The sequence below is a fragment of the Hydrogenophaga sp. genome (assembly GCF_026125785.1).
Classification (GTDB): Bacteria; Pseudomonadota; Gammaproteobacteria; order Burkholderiales; family Burkholderiaceae_C; genus Hydrogenophaga.
In genome coordinates this window covers 1-13,906 of record NZ_JAHCKL010000013.1, presented here as the reverse complement: position 1 = coordinate 13,906, position 13,906 = coordinate 1, and the positions used below count along the sequence as shown (strand labels likewise).

Here is a 13,906-nt window from a genome sequence, read left to right as displayed (position 1 = left end):
GGCTTGAATTCCCCTCACAGCGCCACATCTGAGAACGCATGACCGACTCCACCACCCCTCTCGCGGAAAACCCGCTGCTCGACTTCTCCGACCTGCCCCGGTTCGACGCGATCACGCCCGCTCTGGTGGCGCCCGCCATCGACGCACTGCTCCAGGATGCCGACGCAGCTCTGGAAAAAGTGACCGCCGCCGACTTCCCGGCCGACTGGCGCGCCATTTCGCTGGCACTGGACGTGCCCACCGAGCGGCTGTCGCGGGCATGGGGTGCGGTCAACCACCTCAACAGCGTGGCCGACACGCCAGAGTTGCGTGCGGCCTACAACGAGGCCCTGCCCCGCGTCACCGAGTTCTGGACGCGCCTGGGCGCCGATGAGCGGCTGTACGCCAAGTACAAGACCATGGACCCGACACGGCTCACCCCGGAGCAGGCGCGCGCCCACCACAACGCCATGCTGGGCTTCGTTCTCGGCGGTGCCGAGCTGCAGGGCGAGGCCCGTACCCGGTTCGCCTGGCTGCAGGAACGCCAGGCCGAACTGGCCCAGAAATTCAGCGAAAACGCCCTCGACGCCACCGACGCCTTCGTGCTGTACGCGGACACCGCCGAGCTGGCGGGTGTGCCCGACGACGTGCTGCAGGCCACGGCGGCAGCCGCGCGGGCCGAGGGCAAGGAGGGCCACAAACTCTCGCTGAAGATGCCCTGCTACCTGCCGGTGATGCAGTTCGCGCACAGCAGCGCGCTGCGCGAAAAGCTCTACCGGGCGTACGCCACGCGTGCCAGCGACCAGGCCGACGGCGATGCGGTGAAGTTCGACAACGCGGCCATCATGGGCGAGCTGCTGGCCCTGCGCCACGAGGAGGCCCGTCTGCTTGGCCACCGCCACTACGCCGACGTGTCGCTGGTGCCCAAGATGGCCGACTCGCCCGAGCAGGTGATCGGCTTCCTGCGCGACCTGGCCCGCAAGGCACGGCCCCATGCGGAGAAAGACCTGGCCGACCTGCGTTCGTTCGCGGCGTCCGAACTGGGCCTGACCGATCCCCAGGCATGGGACTGGCCTTACATCGGCGAGAAGCTCAAAGAGGCGCGGTACGCCTTCAGCGAGCAGGAGGTCAAACCCTATTTCACCGCCCCCAAGGTGCTGGCCGGCCTGTTCCAGATCGTCGAGACGCTGTTCGAGGTCGCCATCCGGCGCGACCAGGCGCCCGTCTGGCACCCGGGCGTCGAGTTCTACCGCATTGAACGCCGTGGCCCGGGGGGGACAGAACTGGTCGGTCAGTTCTACCTGGACCCGGCCGCGCGCACCGGCAAGCGCGGCGGCGCCTGGATGGACGACGTGCGCGCGCGCTGGCTGCGCCCCGATACCGGCCGGCTGCAGACACCGGTGGCGCACCTGGTCTGCAACTTCGCCGAAGGGGTCAATGGCAAGCCCGCGCTGCTGACGCACGACGACGTCATCACCCTCTTCCACGAGTTCGGCCACGGCCTGCACCACATGCTCACGCAGGTCAACGAGCGCGATGTCTCGGGCATCAGCGGCGTGGAGTGGGACGCCGTGGAACTCCCCAGCCAGTTCATGGAGAACTTCTGCTGGGAATGGGACGTGCTGCGGCACATGACGGCGCATGTGGACACCGGTGAGCCGCTGCCGCGCGCGCTGTTCGACAAGATGCTGGCGGCCAAGAACTACCAGAGCGGCCTGCAGACGCTGCGCCAGGTGGAGTTCGCGCTGTTCGACATGCTGCTGCACAGCCAGCCCGAACCCTTGACCAGCGGCGCGGCCATCCTGGCGCTGCAGCGGCAGGTGCGCGATGAGGTGGCTGTGCTCAAGCCTCCGTCCTACAGCCGCACGCCCCACACCTTCAGCCACATCTTTGCGGGCGGCTACTCGGCCGGCTACTACAGCTACAAGTGGGCCGAGGTGCTGTCTGCCGACGCCTATGCGGCTTTTGAGGAGGCTGCGCAGCAGAATGGCCACAGCACGCTGGACGTGTCCACCGGACGCCGCTACCGTGAGGCCATCCTGGAAGCGGGTGGCAGCCGGCCGGCCATGGAGTCCTTCAAGGCCTTCCGAGGACGCGAGCCGAGCATCGACGCGCTGCTGCGCCACCAGGGCATGGCTTGAGTTCTGCCGACGACTGCCGATAGGAGCCTTCATGAACGTCACCCGCCCCGCCTTCGCCTTCCTGCCCCGTCTGCTGGGCCTGGGCCTGCTCACCGGCTTGCTGGCTGCACCGGTGCTGGCACAAGGCGTCTACCGCATCGTGGGGCCCGACGGGCGGGTCACCTTCTCGGACCAGCCGCCGCCGGCCGGCCAGGGCAACCGGCCAGCGGCCGGCGCGGCCTCCGGCCCGGCCCCCGCGGCGTCCGCGCAGTTGCCCTATGAACTGCGCCAGATCAGCAGCCGCTTCCCGGTCACGCTCTACAGCAGCCGCGACTGCGCCCCATGCAACAGCGGGCGCAACCTGCTGAACGCGCGCGGCATCCCGTATGTGGAAAAGACGATCGACAGCGCGCAGGACACCGAGGCGCTGCAGCGGCTCAGCGGCGACACGTCGCTGCCGTTCCTGACCATTGGCGGCCAACAGATCAAGGGCTATTCGGACACCGAATGGACGAAGTTCCTGGACGCGGCGGGCTACCCCAAGCAGTCCGCCCTTCCCTCCAGCTACCGCCGCCCGGCACCCAGCCCACTGGTGGCGGTGCAGACCGAAGCAGCAGGTGCGCGTGGCGCCGCGCCGGCATCGACACCTCCGGCACAGCAACAGGCGCCCGCCGCCGAGCCCGCGCCACCCAATCCCGCTGGCATCCGTTTCTGACGGCGACCGTCAGAAGTTCAGCGTCTTCACGCCGTTGGGCGTGCCCAGCAGACAGACATGCGCCTTCTGGTGGGCGAAAACGCCCACCGTCACCACGCCCGGCCATTGGTTCACCTGGCTCTCGAAGGCCAGCGGCTCGGTGATGCGCAGCCCGGTCACGTCCAGGATGTGCTGCCCGTTGTCCGTCACCAGCGGTATGCCGTCCTTGAGGCGGATCTTCGCGACCCCGCCCAGCGCAGCGAACTGGCGCATCAGGCGGGCCGCCGCCATCGGGATCACCTCCACCGGCAGCGGGAAGGCGCCCAGCGCCTGGACCAGCTTGGATTCGTCGGCGATGCAGACGAAGCGCCGAGACTGTGCCGCCACGATCTTCTCGCGCGTGAGTGCCGCGCCGCCGCCCTTGACCATGAAACCCCGGGCGTCGATCTCGTCGGCGCCGTCGATGTAGACCGAGAGTTCTTCCACCGCGTTCGCCTCAAACACCGGAATGCCCAGTGACTTCAGGCGGGCCGTCGATGCCTCGGAACTGGACACCGCGCCGCGGATCTGTTCGCGCATGGAGGCCAGGGCATCGATGAACTTGTTGACCGTGGAGCCCGTGCCCACGCCGACGATCTCGCCAGGGGTCACGTATTGCAGGGCGGCCTGGCCCACCAGCGCTTTGAGTTCGTCTTGGGTCATTTGAGACAATCGGTGAAAACAACAAGTCGGATTATCCAATGTCGCTGCTGCCGTACGCTCTCGCGCGCCCTCTGCTGTTCAAGATGGATCCCGAGGCGGCCCATGAACTGACCCTCGACGCCATCGCCCGCCTCCAGCGTTCGCCGCTGACCTGTCTCTACGGTGAGCCGCGCGTGCACGACCCCTGCACCGTGGCCGGCCTGCAGTTCCCCAACCGGATCGGCCTCGCCGCCGGGCTGGACAAGAACGCCCGCTGCATCGACGGCCTTTCGGCCATGGGTTTCGGTTTCGTCGAGGTCGGCACCGTCACACCCAAGGCGCAAGGCGGCAACCCCAAACCACGCATGTTCCGCTTGCCCAAGGCGAACGCGCTGATCAACCGGCTCGGCTTCAACAACGAGGGGCTCGACGCCTTCGTCAGCAACGTGCAGCGCGCGCGCTTTCGCCAGCAGGCGGGCGTGAGTCCCATGCTGCTGGGATTGAACATCGGCAAGAACGCAAGCACGCCGATCGAGCGCGCCACCGACGACTACCTCACCTGCCTGGACGGCGTCTACCCCCACGCCGACTACGTCACGGTCAACATCTCCAGCCCCAACACGCAGAACCTGCGCAGTCTGCAAAGCGATGCGGCGCTGGATGCCCTGTTGGGTGCGGTGGCGGAGCGGCGCGAGCTGCTCGCGCAGCGCCACGGCAAACGCATTCCTGTGTTCGTGAAGATCGCCCCCGATCTGGACGACGCGCAGATCGAGGTCATCGCCGCCACGCTGATGCGCTACGGCGCCGACGCGCAAGGGCAGGCCACCAACGCCCTCGGCGTGATCGCCACCAACACCACGCTCAGCCGAGAGGCGGTAGCGGGCCTGCCGCATGCGCAGGAAGCGGGTGGCCTCTCGGGGGGGCCGGTGCTGCAGGCCAGCAACCGCGTGATCCGCCAGTTGCGCGCCTGCCTGGGCAAGAGCTTCCCCATCATCGGCGTGGGCGGCGTGCTCAGCGCGGAGGACGCGGTGAGCAAACTGGAGTCCGGCGCCCAGCTCGTGCAGATCTACACGGGCCTGATCTACAAGGGCCCGTCGCTGGTCTGGGAGGCGGCGCGGGCCCTCCAGGCCCATGCCAAGAAGGCCTGATACTTTTCGTCAGAGCAGCGCGGCCACGCGCGCACCGATGGCCAGGCTGCTGGTCAGCCCGGGCGACTCGATGCCGAAGAGGTTCACCAGGCCCGGCACACCGTGCACCTGGGGCCCCTGGATCAGGAAATCGGCCGCCGGCTGGTCCGGCCCGCTGATCTTGGGCCGCATGCCGGCGTAGCCCGGCTGCAGGGCTCCATCGGCCAGGCCTGGCCAGTAGCGGCGCACCTCGCCGTAGAAGGCCTCTGCGCGCGCGGGGTCGACCACCAGGTCGTCGGGCGACGCCACCCATTGCACATCAGGGCCGAACTTGGCCTGCCCGCCAAGGTCGATGGTCAGGTGCACGCCCAGGCCCGCCAGGTGGCGGTCGGGCTCCGGCGCCGGGTAGATCAGACGGGTAAAGGGCGAACGCCCGGCCAGCGTGAAGTAGTTGCCCTTGGCGTACCAGGCTCGCGGTACGTGGCGTGGGTCCAGGCCGTGCGTGCGCGAAGCCAGCGCGCAGGCGTCCAGGCCAGCGGCGTTCACCACCGCGCGGGCCCGCAGGCGCGTGCCGTCGGTGGCCTGCAAACCAATGCCCCCCTCGGACACCACCATGGCCTCTACGCCACTGTGACAGGCCACCATGCCGCCGGCATGCTCCAGGTCGCCCTGGTAGGCCAGCATGAGGCCATGGCTGTCCACGATGCCGGTCGAGGGCGAGTGCACGGCGCCCAGGCATTCGAGCGCGGGCTCCCATGCGCAGGCTTCCTCGCGAGAGAGCAGGCGCAGGTCGTCAACGCCATTGGCCCGGGCCTTCTCGACGATGGCCGGCAGAGCACCCAGTTGCGAAGGCGTGTTCGCCACGATCAGCTTGCCGCAGCGCTGGTGGGCCACACCACGTTCGGCGCAGTAGGCGTACAGCGCGTCACGCCCCTGTACGCAGAGCGCTGCCTTGAGAGAACCGGTGGGGTAGTAGATGCCGGCGTGGATGACCTCGCTGTTGCGCGAACTGGTGCCAGTGCCTATGGCGGCCTCGCGCTCCAGCACCATGACTTCGCGGCCTGCCAGCGCCAGGGCGCGCGCCACCGCCAGCCCGACCACGCCGGCCCCGACCACCACCACATCCACCAGCTCCTCACCCTGCATCGTCATGTCTCCCGTCTCAGAGGTATTTCTTCAGCAGCTCGGCGACATACCGGCTGGGTATTGCGTAGGAAATGCCCGAGGGCTGGCTGAGCACCGCCTCGCGCGTGGTCTTGATCAGGGCGAGGTTCATCACGCCCACGACCTCGCCGGTCTGTACATCGAACAAAGGGCCTCCGCTGTTGCCCGGAAACGCGGTGGCATCGAGCTGGAAGAGCTCGATGCGGCCCTCGCGCAAACTGCGTATGGCCTGCGGCTGCAAACGCTCGGCCGAAGGACTGGGCAAGGCCGCCGAGGTGATGGACGACACCATGGCACGGTGGGTGGCCGGCGCATAACCCAGGGCCCCTCCGACGGGAAATCCGATGAAAGCCAGATCGTCTCCTTCACGCACGCCTGAAGAGTCGCCCAGCCGCAAGCCGGCACCGGCCACCTCGCGCAGGCGCAGCAACGCCAGGTCGCGGGCGGCATCGATTTCCACCACCGTCACTGTGCGCATCTGCCACGCGCCCCCTGCCTGGCGCACCTGCACCACGGGCACCGAGACGTCGGCCCCGCCCTGGGTGTCCGCCAGCGCATGCGCGGTGGTCACCACGAGATCGCCCCGCCCCACCAGGAAGCCAGTACCCCGGTGCTGAAAGTGCGGGCTTTCGTCGGTTTTCACGCTCCCCACCAGCACCACCGAGTTGCGCACACGGGCCACCGTATCCACCAGGCCGGCGGCATGCACCGGCAGGCTCCAGGCCAGGACGGCGAGACCCAGCCACCCCGTCAGCCAGCGCAGCGAGGCCATCACGTCAGGCCTCGCTGGGAGGCGGCGCCGGCCGCAGAGCCTTGCGCAGCAGATGCCAGGCCAGGCGACCGGGCGGCATGCGCAGCCAGTGGCCGCGCAGGTACAGCAGGAAGCGGGCTGTCGGTGTCCAGGCATCGGAGGTCGAGGCATGCGCCGGGCGCAACGCACGCAGGAACAGCGCATCCAGCCAGCGCTGGCGCCGCGCACCCGCATGCACGCGCGCCGTCGCCTGCAGCGCCTGCGTCACCGCTGCCGGCACGGGCGTGCCCAGCAGCAGGGCCAGGTACCGCAGCGCCTGGTGCAGGGGCCACTCCAGTTGCATGTGCTCCGCCCGCTCGACCAGTCCAGGCCAGAAGTTGGGCGTCGCCTCGAATTCACGCAGCAGCGCATCCAGGTCCACCAGGCCCCGCAGGCCCAGTTCCAGGTCGCCCTCGTGAAACAGATGGGCCGCGCTGTGCAGCACCATGTCGGGCTCGCTCAGCACGCGGATGCGAGGGTCCGCCGGCAGCGGCCGCGCGGCGGCCAGCAGCAGGTGCGAATCCGGCTTGAGGCGTGCGCTCAGCGGCATGATGGCGTGGTGCACGTCCAGCACCGTGCCACGGCGCATGTGCTTGAGCGGCGGCAGCTCATGCATCCAGGTGCGGTAGTAGCGCTGGTCGTAGGCATCGCGGTTCATGGACACCCATCCGGCCATCATCAGCGCCGACTCCACTTCGGCCAGCCGTTCGCGCGGCACCAGGATGTCCACGTCCGACACCATGCGCCCGACACTGGCGTCCAGCCCGGCCATCGTGTAGGCCGCCCCCTTGAGCAGCACGGTGGGCACGCCGATCGGTTCGAGCGCGCGCGCCACCTGCACCACCTCGTGGCGCAGCTCGCGGTGCTGGCGCGCCGCCAGCATCATGGCCGAGGCCAGATGGCGCCGCGGCGAAGCGGGCAGCGCGTCCCACTGGCCCGAGGCCTGCGCGCGACCGCCCAGGCGGGCCAGCAGATCGGCCTGGCGGCCCTGGCGGATGAGCAGATCCCAGTCGCGCGGCGCCAATGAGGGCAAGGTCTGCGGACGCTGCAGCGCGGTGACGAGCAGGTCGATGGCTGGCAGCGTCATGCGGCCTCCGCCTGTGCATTGAACCAGGCAATGGCCTCATCGAGCTGGCCGTAGGCGAGGTCGTGGCAAGCGCAGCCATCCACCAGCCGCGCCAGCGCCTGAAAACCGTCGCGGCCATGCACATGCTGGTTGAAGCTGTTGGACGCCAGTTCCACCAGGGCGCTGGCGCGGGGACGTTCGGTGATGGTCAGCGGTGCGTCCTGCTGGTAACGCGGAAACACCACCCAGGCCGGACGGGCGGGTTCGTCGGCGCGCGCCAGGCTGTCGGCGGAGATGCGCATGTGGGCCACCGTGCCCTTCATGGTGTCGCGGGCCACCGGGCCGAAGCCGGCGTCCGGGGCGCGTTGGCGGATCACCTCGATGGACCGGTTCTTCAGGCTTACCGGGCGTGGCGAAGGCGTGACCAGGCCCGTGACCGGGTCCAGCAGCGCCATCTCGTCAGAAAGCAGGCGCCAGCCGCTGAGCATCAGCGCGGCACAGAGCGTGCTCTTGCCCGATCCTGGCGGGGCCGGCAGCAGCACCACGCGCCCGTTGCGCTCGAGCACGGCAGAGTGGATGGTGATCCAGGTGTGGCAGTAGCTGGTGACGCACCAGTTCATGCCCCATTCGAGAAAGGCGAAGGCCTCGCCATAGGCCAGCGGCGTGAAGGGCTGGAAGCCGTCCATCTCGAACACGCAGACCGATTTGAACAGCCGGCGCCGGGGCTTGACCGCGACGTGGAAGTCGACGAAATGGTCTTCCCCTTCCAGCAGCACGTGGTCCGGGTAGAGCGCGCGCAGGCCCTGGGCCACCACTGGAATCGGGCTGCGGATGCGCATGGCAAAAGGAGGCAGGCGCAGCACAATGCCGTCGCCGTCGAGACGGCGGGCCAGTTCGTCGGGCGGCAACGAGGCCACCGTCCGCGGGGCGCTCAGCGCGTCTGCGTGCACTCGATCAGACCCATGGACTCGAATTGCGCCAGCAGGGAGGCCACCAGTTCGACATCCTCCTCCGTGGGCTCGGTCTGCACCAGCGCGTACGCCAGCGCACGGGCATCCGTCGCTTCGGACTGGTTCAGGAGAAGTTCGAAAGCCTCGCCGGCGACGAGGTTCAAGGCGTGCAGGCTGGCGTTGGCATCGTCGTAGACGACCACTCCGTCCGGCCAGCGCTGAAGCACGAAATCGCCGGGCCGCGCGCAATGGCAACCGGCATACGCCGGCGCCAGGGTCACAGGAAGGCCGGGCCGTAGATCATGTCGAAATACGCCATGGTCTGCGCCAGATTCCAGTTGGCACCGGCAAACGGCGACCAGTTGCCTTGGCCATTCCAGATCTGTACGCACTGGCCCTTGGTCAGCAGCACGCGCTCGGAGCTGTTGTTGAACTTGGTTGCCGTCAGGTAGGCCGCGACCACATGGCGCGCCAGCGCAGCGTTGTTCTGGTTGCCCTTGAGTTCCAGCACGTCCTGCAGCGAAAGCTTGCTGTAGGCATCGCGAGGGTTGGCAACGAAGCCGGTGGCACCCAGGAACAGGGTCTTTTCCTTGAAGTTGCTCGGCAGGCCCGAGCCTTTGTTCTTCCAGTAGCCGTGCGACTGGCACTCGTAGTCGGAGCGGATCACGCGACCCTGGCTGACCTTCATGTGGGCAGCGGCCAGCGAGGAGAACGACGAGGGGCGGATGCAGGTGTGGTCACCGGCCAGCACGCTGTTGGTCTTCAGCGCGGCCAGCACGGGCGCGGCGGTCAGGCCGGCACGCACCAGACGGCGTCGAGCAATCCCCGATGCCTGGTGAGACGACGGCGTGGAAGAAGGTTGCTGAGAAGAGTCCATCATGTTGCGTACCTCGTGTTCGCTCCCGAATCCGGAAAACCCCCGGGGGTTCAATCTTTGTACGTCAAGTATAGGGCCGCCCGCAACAAAAAGTAAGCAGAACTGCGTGACAAACCGGCCGAAATCCGTCTGGATCGGCCGGATGTGACGTATTCCTCACCTTGAGCGAGTCGTCCGGCCGCTTCAAGCCGCCCAGCCTGGCATGGCGGTGGCCCGGATCAGCCGGGTTTCCTGGGCCACGATGAGGTGGGCCGAGGCGCTGAGGTAGGCCGGAAAGTCCGGGTGGCTGTCGCGCTGGCGGCTGCGGCGCTCGTAGTCGGCCAGGTCTTCGTAGGCCCACATGTGGATGAACTGGTTCTGCGGCCCGACCATGCTGGTGTAGAAGCCCACCGGGTGCGCCAGGGTCTTCATGAGGATGGGCATGGCCAGACGGTTGAAGACGTCCAGGAACTCGGGCATCTTGCGCAGAGCAATGGTGTAGATCCGGTGGTCCACCAGCGGCTTGCTCAACGAGGTGGCGCTGGTGGAGGTCCAGGGCAGTGGTGTGGTGGCGTTCATGCGGGGCTCCCGGTGCTGCGATCGGCGATGTGGTTGGCGGTAACGTAGCCGAACACCATGTTCGGCCCGTGGGTGATGCCGGCGCCCGGGTAGTTGCCGCCCATGACGCTGGCGCGGTCGTTGCCCACGGCATAGAGGCCGGCGATGGCCGAGCCGTCGCGCCGCAGCACCTCGCCGACCACGCTGGTGTTCAGGCCGTCGAACGATCCCAGGTCGCCCATGACCAGCTTGACCGCGAAGAACGGGCCGCTCTGCACCGGCGCCACGCAGGGGTTGGGCTGCACGGCCGGGTCGGCCAGGTAGCGGTTGAAAGCGGTGCTGCCGCGGCCAAAGGCCGGGTCTTCGCCTTTGACCGCGCCCGCGTTGTACTCGCGCACCGTCTGCTCCAGGCCCACCGGGTCGATACCGGCGTTCCTGGCCAGCTCGGCCAGCGTGTTGCCCTTGACCAGGTACCCGTTGCGCAGGAATTTGCCAATGGGCATGGGCGCGGGCTTGACGAAGCCCAGGCCGTACTTGGCCAGGGTCGGCTTGTCACAGATCAGCCACATGGCCGTCTCGCCCGTGCCCTCGCAGGCCTCGACCATGGCCGCGCCGACGTCGTGGTACGAGTTGGATTCGTTGGTGAAGCGCTTGCCGCTCTTGAGCACACCGATGATGCCGGGCTTGTAGCGGTCCAGCAGGTGAGGAAACACGCCGATCTCGCCGCCGCCATAGTCCACTCGGGACACCGGAATCCAGGCTGCGGGCGACTTCAGGCGAATGTCGACCACACCCCCGACCTTCTCGGCCATGTTCAGGCCGTCGCCGGTGTTGCTGGTCGGCGTGGGCGAGAGGTGTTCATGCCCACGGCGCACGTGTGGGTAGGCCTGCGCCAGGCGCTTGGCGTCGTGCGGGAAACCGCCGGTGGCCAGCACCACGCCGCGGCGAGCGGTGAAGCGCTTCGCACCGCCCTGCCCGCCCGTGCGCACGCCCACGACGCGATCGCCGTCCTGCTCCAGGCCCTGCACCGGCGTGTCGGTCAGGATCGGGATACCCAGGTCCAGCGCCGACTTGGCCAGCCGTGCCGCCAACGCGTTGCCGGTCGTGACGTTGATGCCGCGCTGGTAGAGCGCGAGTTCCTTGAGGTGGGTCAACAGCCGCTTGGTGACGTAGACGAACGAGGTCAGCGACTTGGTGAACTGGAAGAAGTGCTTGAGATCGGCGTTCGACGAGTTGAACATCATCCCGATGAAGGTGATGGTCTTGAGCGGACGCTTCAGGCGCGGCATGTCCTTGCCCAGGCCCCGGATATCGAAGGGCGCGGCCAGGATGGAGCGGCCGATGTCGGCACCACCCGGCAGGTGCGGGTGGTAGTCCGGGTACAGCGTGGGCGCGAACTGCATGGCGGTCTCGCGCTCGAAGAACTCCACCATCTTCGGCCCCTGCTCGATGAAGGCCTCCACCGCCGCTTCGTCGTAGTACTGGCCGGTCTCTTCCAGCATGTAGCGGCGCACCGCGTCGCGCGTGTCCTGCGGGTTCTGCTTGCGTCCGTGCGTGCTCAGTGGAATCCACAGCACACCGCCCGACAACGCGGTGGTGCCGCCAAACACCGGTTCCTTTTCCAGCACCACCACATCCAGGCCGCGCTTCTTGGCGGTCACGGCGCAAGCCAGGCCGGCGGCGCCGGAGCCCACGACGATCAGGTCGTATTCGGTCTTCATGAGAGATATCTCCTCAAGCGGTTTTGTTGTAGCCAGGGCGCGGCACCATGTCCATGAGCATGGAGGACATGCCACCGTCCACGGACAGTTCGGCGCCGTTCATGTAGGCCGAGCGTGGGCTGGCCAGGAACAACGCCACATCGGCAATGTCCTGCGGCTCGCCGACGCGCCGGCTCGCGGTGACGGCCGCGCGTTTCTCTTCCAGGCCCGGTTCCTCGTAGAACTTGGCCGACAGCGCGGTACGGATCATGCCTGGGCAGATGGCGTTGCTGCGGATGCCCAGTGGCCCCCATTCGGTCGCCATCTGGCGCGACATCAGCAGCACACCGGCCTTGCCCGCGCTGTAGGCCCCGCTGCTGGACTGCGGGAACAACCCGGCAATGGACGAGACGTGCACCAACGCGCCGCGGGTACGCGCAAGCTGCGGCTTGAAGGCCCGCGAGCACAGCAGGTAGCCGGTGAGGTTCACACCCAGCACCATGTTCCAGTCGGCCAGGCTGACGCTGTCCAGGCTGCCCGCGCGCAGCAGGCCGGCGTTGTTGATGAGGGCCGCGCAATCACCCAGTTGGGCCTGCACCTGGGCAGCTGCGGCCAGGGTCTGCTCCTCGCTGGCGATGTCGCACCCCACGGCGAGGGTGCGCACCCCCGAGGCACCGAAGGTGGTGGCCAGTTCGGCGGCGAGGCGGCCGGCCCCTTCGAGGTCGCGGTCAATGAGCGCCACGTGGGCGCCCGCCTGCGCCAACTGGCGCGCCACGGAAGCGCCGATGCCGCTGGCGGCGCCGGTCACTGCACAAACACGGCCCTGCAGGCCCAGCCAATGGGAAGACGGTTCGGACAAGCTTGTCTCCTGGTTTTTCGAGGGCTTGATTGTTGGCCAGAGCGGCCGTCCCGGATTTGACGTTTGCAGCCATGAACAGGACAATTCCTGCACATTTTTGACCATCAGGACCTGTGCACGCCCATGGCCCGGAGTATTCCCAACTATGACCTTTACGGCGATCAGGCAGGCCTGGCCTGGTCGAACTCCTTCAATTTCGAGTGGATTCCGCAACGTTCGCGCCTCTACAACTGGCAAATTCAGGTACACCGGCACGACGCCTTCCTGCAGTTGCTCTACCTGACCGAGGGCGAAGGCCAGGTCACGATCAACAGCGCGCGCATCCGTGCCCAGGCACCCTGCCTCATCCTGCTGCCGGCCGGTACCGCCCACGGCTTCAGCTTCACGCCCAAGGTCAACGGCCCCGTGGTCACCATCACACAGAAGGTGCTGGAGTCCCTGGCCACGCTGCTCATGCCCGAACTCCAGAGCGTGATCCGCACGCCGAGGGTCGTCGCGCTGCCCACCGACAGCCGCCACGTGGCCTCGCTCATGCCCATCTTCCTCGAACTCGAACGCGAGTCCCGCCTTCACGCCAGCGGCCAGACCGCTGCGGGCATGTCGCTCATGACCGCGCTGCTGGTGCTGATCGCACGCATCGTGGGCACGCCGGAGAAAGCCGACACCCGCATCGAACTGCCCTTCAGCTCGCGCAAGACGCGGCAGATCGAGCAGTTCAAGACCCTGCTCGACCAGCACTTCCGCGAACACTGGAGCGTGCAGGCCTACGCCAGCATCATGGGACTGACCGCCGGCCAGCTCTCGCGCATCTGCCGCGAAGTGCTGGGCATGTCCAGCCTGGACCTGATCAACGCCCGGCTCATCCATGAGGCGCAGCGCGAACTGGTCTACACCGTGGGCAGCGTCAAGATGGTGGCGCACGAACTCGGCTTCGAGGACGACGCCTACTTCAGCCGCTTCTTCAAACGGCAGACCGGCATGAGCCCGCGCGACTTCCGGGCACAGGCCCTGCGGCAGTTCGACCCCTCGCCCACCGAGGCAAAGGCGTGAAGTGAAGCGGCGATCATCCATATCCATAAAGGTATGAATGAGACGTTTTTTTCATTTTCACCGACATGGATTGCGTCCCATACTCTGAGCCCGTGCACCCCCTGGGTGCCCAGTACGGAACAACAAGACTTGGAGACGCCATGAACCCCGAACGCACGGTCCGCCACGGACCTGACCGCCACCGCCGCTAGCCGGCCCCGGGCCTGCAGGCCCGAAGCCCCCTCGACCCGACTGACACCGCCGCCCGTGTGCCCGGCCAGGGCCGGTGCGCGCCTGCGTCTTTCGCTGACCTCAACCTTCGTCCAACACAAG

At 67.7% G+C, this 13,906-nt stretch carries 14 protein-coding genes; 4 read left to right on the top strand and 10 right to left on the bottom strand.

The window, feature by feature from the left end:
- The first annotated feature begins 38 nt into the window (after positions 1–38).
- Together KIT53_RS13120 and KIT53_RS13115 are read left to right on the top strand one after the other, a co-directional pair.
- The gene (locus KIT53_RS13120) at positions 39–2,120 is read left to right on the top strand and encodes a M3 family metallopeptidase (RefSeq protein WP_297753129.1); all 2,082 of its coding nucleotides are present in this window, start codon (positions 39–41) and stop codon (positions 2,118–2,120) included.
- 31 nt (positions 2,121–2,151) lie between these two features.
- Positions 2,152–2,814 (top strand): glutaredoxin family protein, encoded by a 663-nt coding sequence (locus tag KIT53_RS13115; protein ID WP_297753127.1) that lies wholly within the window; start codon positions 2,152–2,154, stop codon positions 2,812–2,814.
- A gap of 9 nt (positions 2,815–2,823) precedes the next feature.
- On the opposite strand, the gene rpiA is transcribed toward KIT53_RS13115, so the two are convergent.
- Positions 2,824–3,495, bottom strand: coding sequence for a ribose-5-phosphate isomerase RpiA (gene rpiA, locus KIT53_RS13110; RefSeq protein WP_297753126.1), 672 nt, complete (start codon positions 3,493–3,495; stop codon positions 2,824–2,826).
- A 38-nt stretch (positions 3,496–3,533) separates the two neighbouring features.
- Between rpiA and KIT53_RS13105 the strand changes: the two genes are divergently transcribed.
- On the top strand, positions 3,534–4,622 hold the full coding sequence (locus KIT53_RS13105; RefSeq protein WP_297753124.1) for a quinone-dependent dihydroorotate dehydrogenase: 1,089 nt from the start codon (positions 3,534–3,536) through the stop codon (positions 4,620–4,622).
- Between the two features lie 9 nt (positions 4,623–4,631).
- On the opposite strand, the gene KIT53_RS13100 is transcribed toward KIT53_RS13105, so the two are convergent.
- From KIT53_RS13100 to KIT53_RS13060, 9 genes are all read right to left on the bottom strand, one after another.
- Positions 4,632–5,753 (bottom strand): NAD(P)/FAD-dependent oxidoreductase, encoded by a 1,122-nt coding sequence (locus tag KIT53_RS13100; RefSeq protein WP_297753122.1) that lies wholly within the window; start codon positions 5,751–5,753, stop codon positions 4,632–4,634.
- 10 nt (positions 5,754–5,763) lie between these two features.
- On the bottom strand, positions 5,764–6,537 hold the full coding sequence (locus tag KIT53_RS13095; RefSeq protein WP_297753120.1) for a serine protease: 774 nt from the start codon (positions 6,535–6,537) through the stop codon (positions 5,764–5,766).
- Between the two features lie 4 nt (positions 6,538–6,541).
- On the bottom strand, positions 6,542–7,642 hold the full coding sequence (locus KIT53_RS13090) for a nucleotidyltransferase family protein (RefSeq protein ID WP_297753118.1): 1,101 nt from the start codon (positions 7,640–7,642) through the stop codon (positions 6,542–6,544).
- Complete coding sequence (locus KIT53_RS13085; RefSeq protein ID WP_297753116.1) at positions 7,639–8,538, bottom strand: HprK-related kinase A; 900 nt, start codon at positions 8,536–8,538, stop codon at positions 7,639–7,641. Before KIT53_RS13085 ends, KIT53_RS13090 begins: the two co-directional genes overlap by 4 nt.
- Positions 8,539–8,552: 14 nt before the next feature.
- Positions 8,553–8,798, bottom strand: a complete 246-nt coding sequence (locus KIT53_RS13080; protein ID WP_297753114.1) for a hypothetical protein — start codon at positions 8,796–8,798, stop codon at positions 8,553–8,555.
- A 50-nt stretch (positions 8,799–8,848) separates the two neighbouring features.
- Positions 8,849–9,451: a hypothetical protein gene (locus KIT53_RS13075; RefSeq protein ID WP_297753112.1), complete on the bottom strand. Its 603-nt coding sequence runs from the start codon at positions 9,449–9,451 to the stop codon at positions 8,849–8,851.
- Between the two features lie 180 nt (positions 9,452–9,631).
- Positions 9,632–10,006, bottom strand: a complete 375-nt coding sequence (locus tag KIT53_RS13070) for an NIPSNAP family protein (protein WP_297753110.1) — start codon at positions 10,004–10,006, stop codon at positions 9,632–9,634.
- Positions 10,003–11,706 (bottom strand): FAD-dependent oxidoreductase, encoded by a 1,704-nt coding sequence (locus tag KIT53_RS13065; protein ID WP_297753108.1) that lies wholly within the window; start codon positions 11,704–11,706, stop codon positions 10,003–10,005. Before KIT53_RS13065 ends, KIT53_RS13070 begins: the two co-directional genes overlap by 4 nt.
- A 13-nt stretch (positions 11,707–11,719) precedes the next feature.
- A complete protein-coding gene (locus tag KIT53_RS13060; RefSeq protein ID WP_297753106.1) occupies positions 11,720–12,544 on the bottom strand; it encodes an SDR family oxidoreductase in 825 nt (274 codons plus the stop codon).
- A gap of 123 nt (positions 12,545–12,667) precedes the next feature.
- Here KIT53_RS13060 and KIT53_RS13055 point away from each other — a divergent pair, with 123 nt between their 5' ends.
- Positions 12,668–13,594, top strand: a complete 927-nt coding sequence (locus KIT53_RS13055) for a helix-turn-helix domain-containing protein (protein WP_297753104.1) — start codon at positions 12,668–12,670, stop codon at positions 13,592–13,594.
- Positions 13,595–13,906: the final 312 nt, after the last annotated feature.

Coding starts and splice junctions, on each gene's coding strand:
- KIT53_RS13120 (WP_297753129.1), top strand. CDS start 39: ATGACCGACTCCACCACCCCTCTCGCGGAAAACCCGCTGCTCGACTTC.
- KIT53_RS13115 (WP_297753127.1), top strand. CDS start 2,152: ATGAACGTCACCCGCCCCGCCTTCGCCTTCCTGCCCCGTCTGCTGGGC.
- rpiA (WP_297753126.1), bottom strand. CDS start 3,495: ATGACCCAAGACGAACTCAAAGCGCTGGTGGGCCAGGCCGCCCTGCAA.
- KIT53_RS13105 (WP_297753124.1), top strand. CDS start 3,534: ATGTCGCTGCTGCCGTACGCTCTCGCGCGCCCTCTGCTGTTCAAGATG.
- KIT53_RS13100 (WP_297753122.1), bottom strand. CDS start 5,753: ATGACGATGCAGGGTGAGGAGCTGGTGGATGTGGTGGTGGTCGGGGCC.
- KIT53_RS13095 (WP_297753120.1), bottom strand. CDS start 6,537: ATGGCCTCGCTGCGCTGGCTGACGGGGTGGCTGGGTCTCGCCGTCCTG.
- KIT53_RS13090 (WP_297753118.1), bottom strand. CDS start 7,642: ATGACGCTGCCAGCCATCGACCTGCTCGTCACCGCGCTGCAGCGTCCG.
- KIT53_RS13075 (WP_297753112.1), bottom strand. CDS start 9,451: ATGATGGACTCTTCTCAGCAACCTTCTTCCACGCCGTCGTCTCACCAG.
- KIT53_RS13070 (WP_297753110.1), bottom strand. CDS start 10,006: ATGAACGCCACCACACCACTGCCCTGGACCTCCACCAGCGCCACCTCG.
- KIT53_RS13065 (WP_297753108.1), bottom strand. CDS start 11,706: ATGAAGACCGAATACGACCTGATCGTCGTGGGCTCCGGCGCCGCCGGC.
- KIT53_RS13055 (WP_297753104.1), top strand. CDS start 12,668: ATGGCCCGGAGTATTCCCAACTATGACCTTTACGGCGATCAGGCAGGC.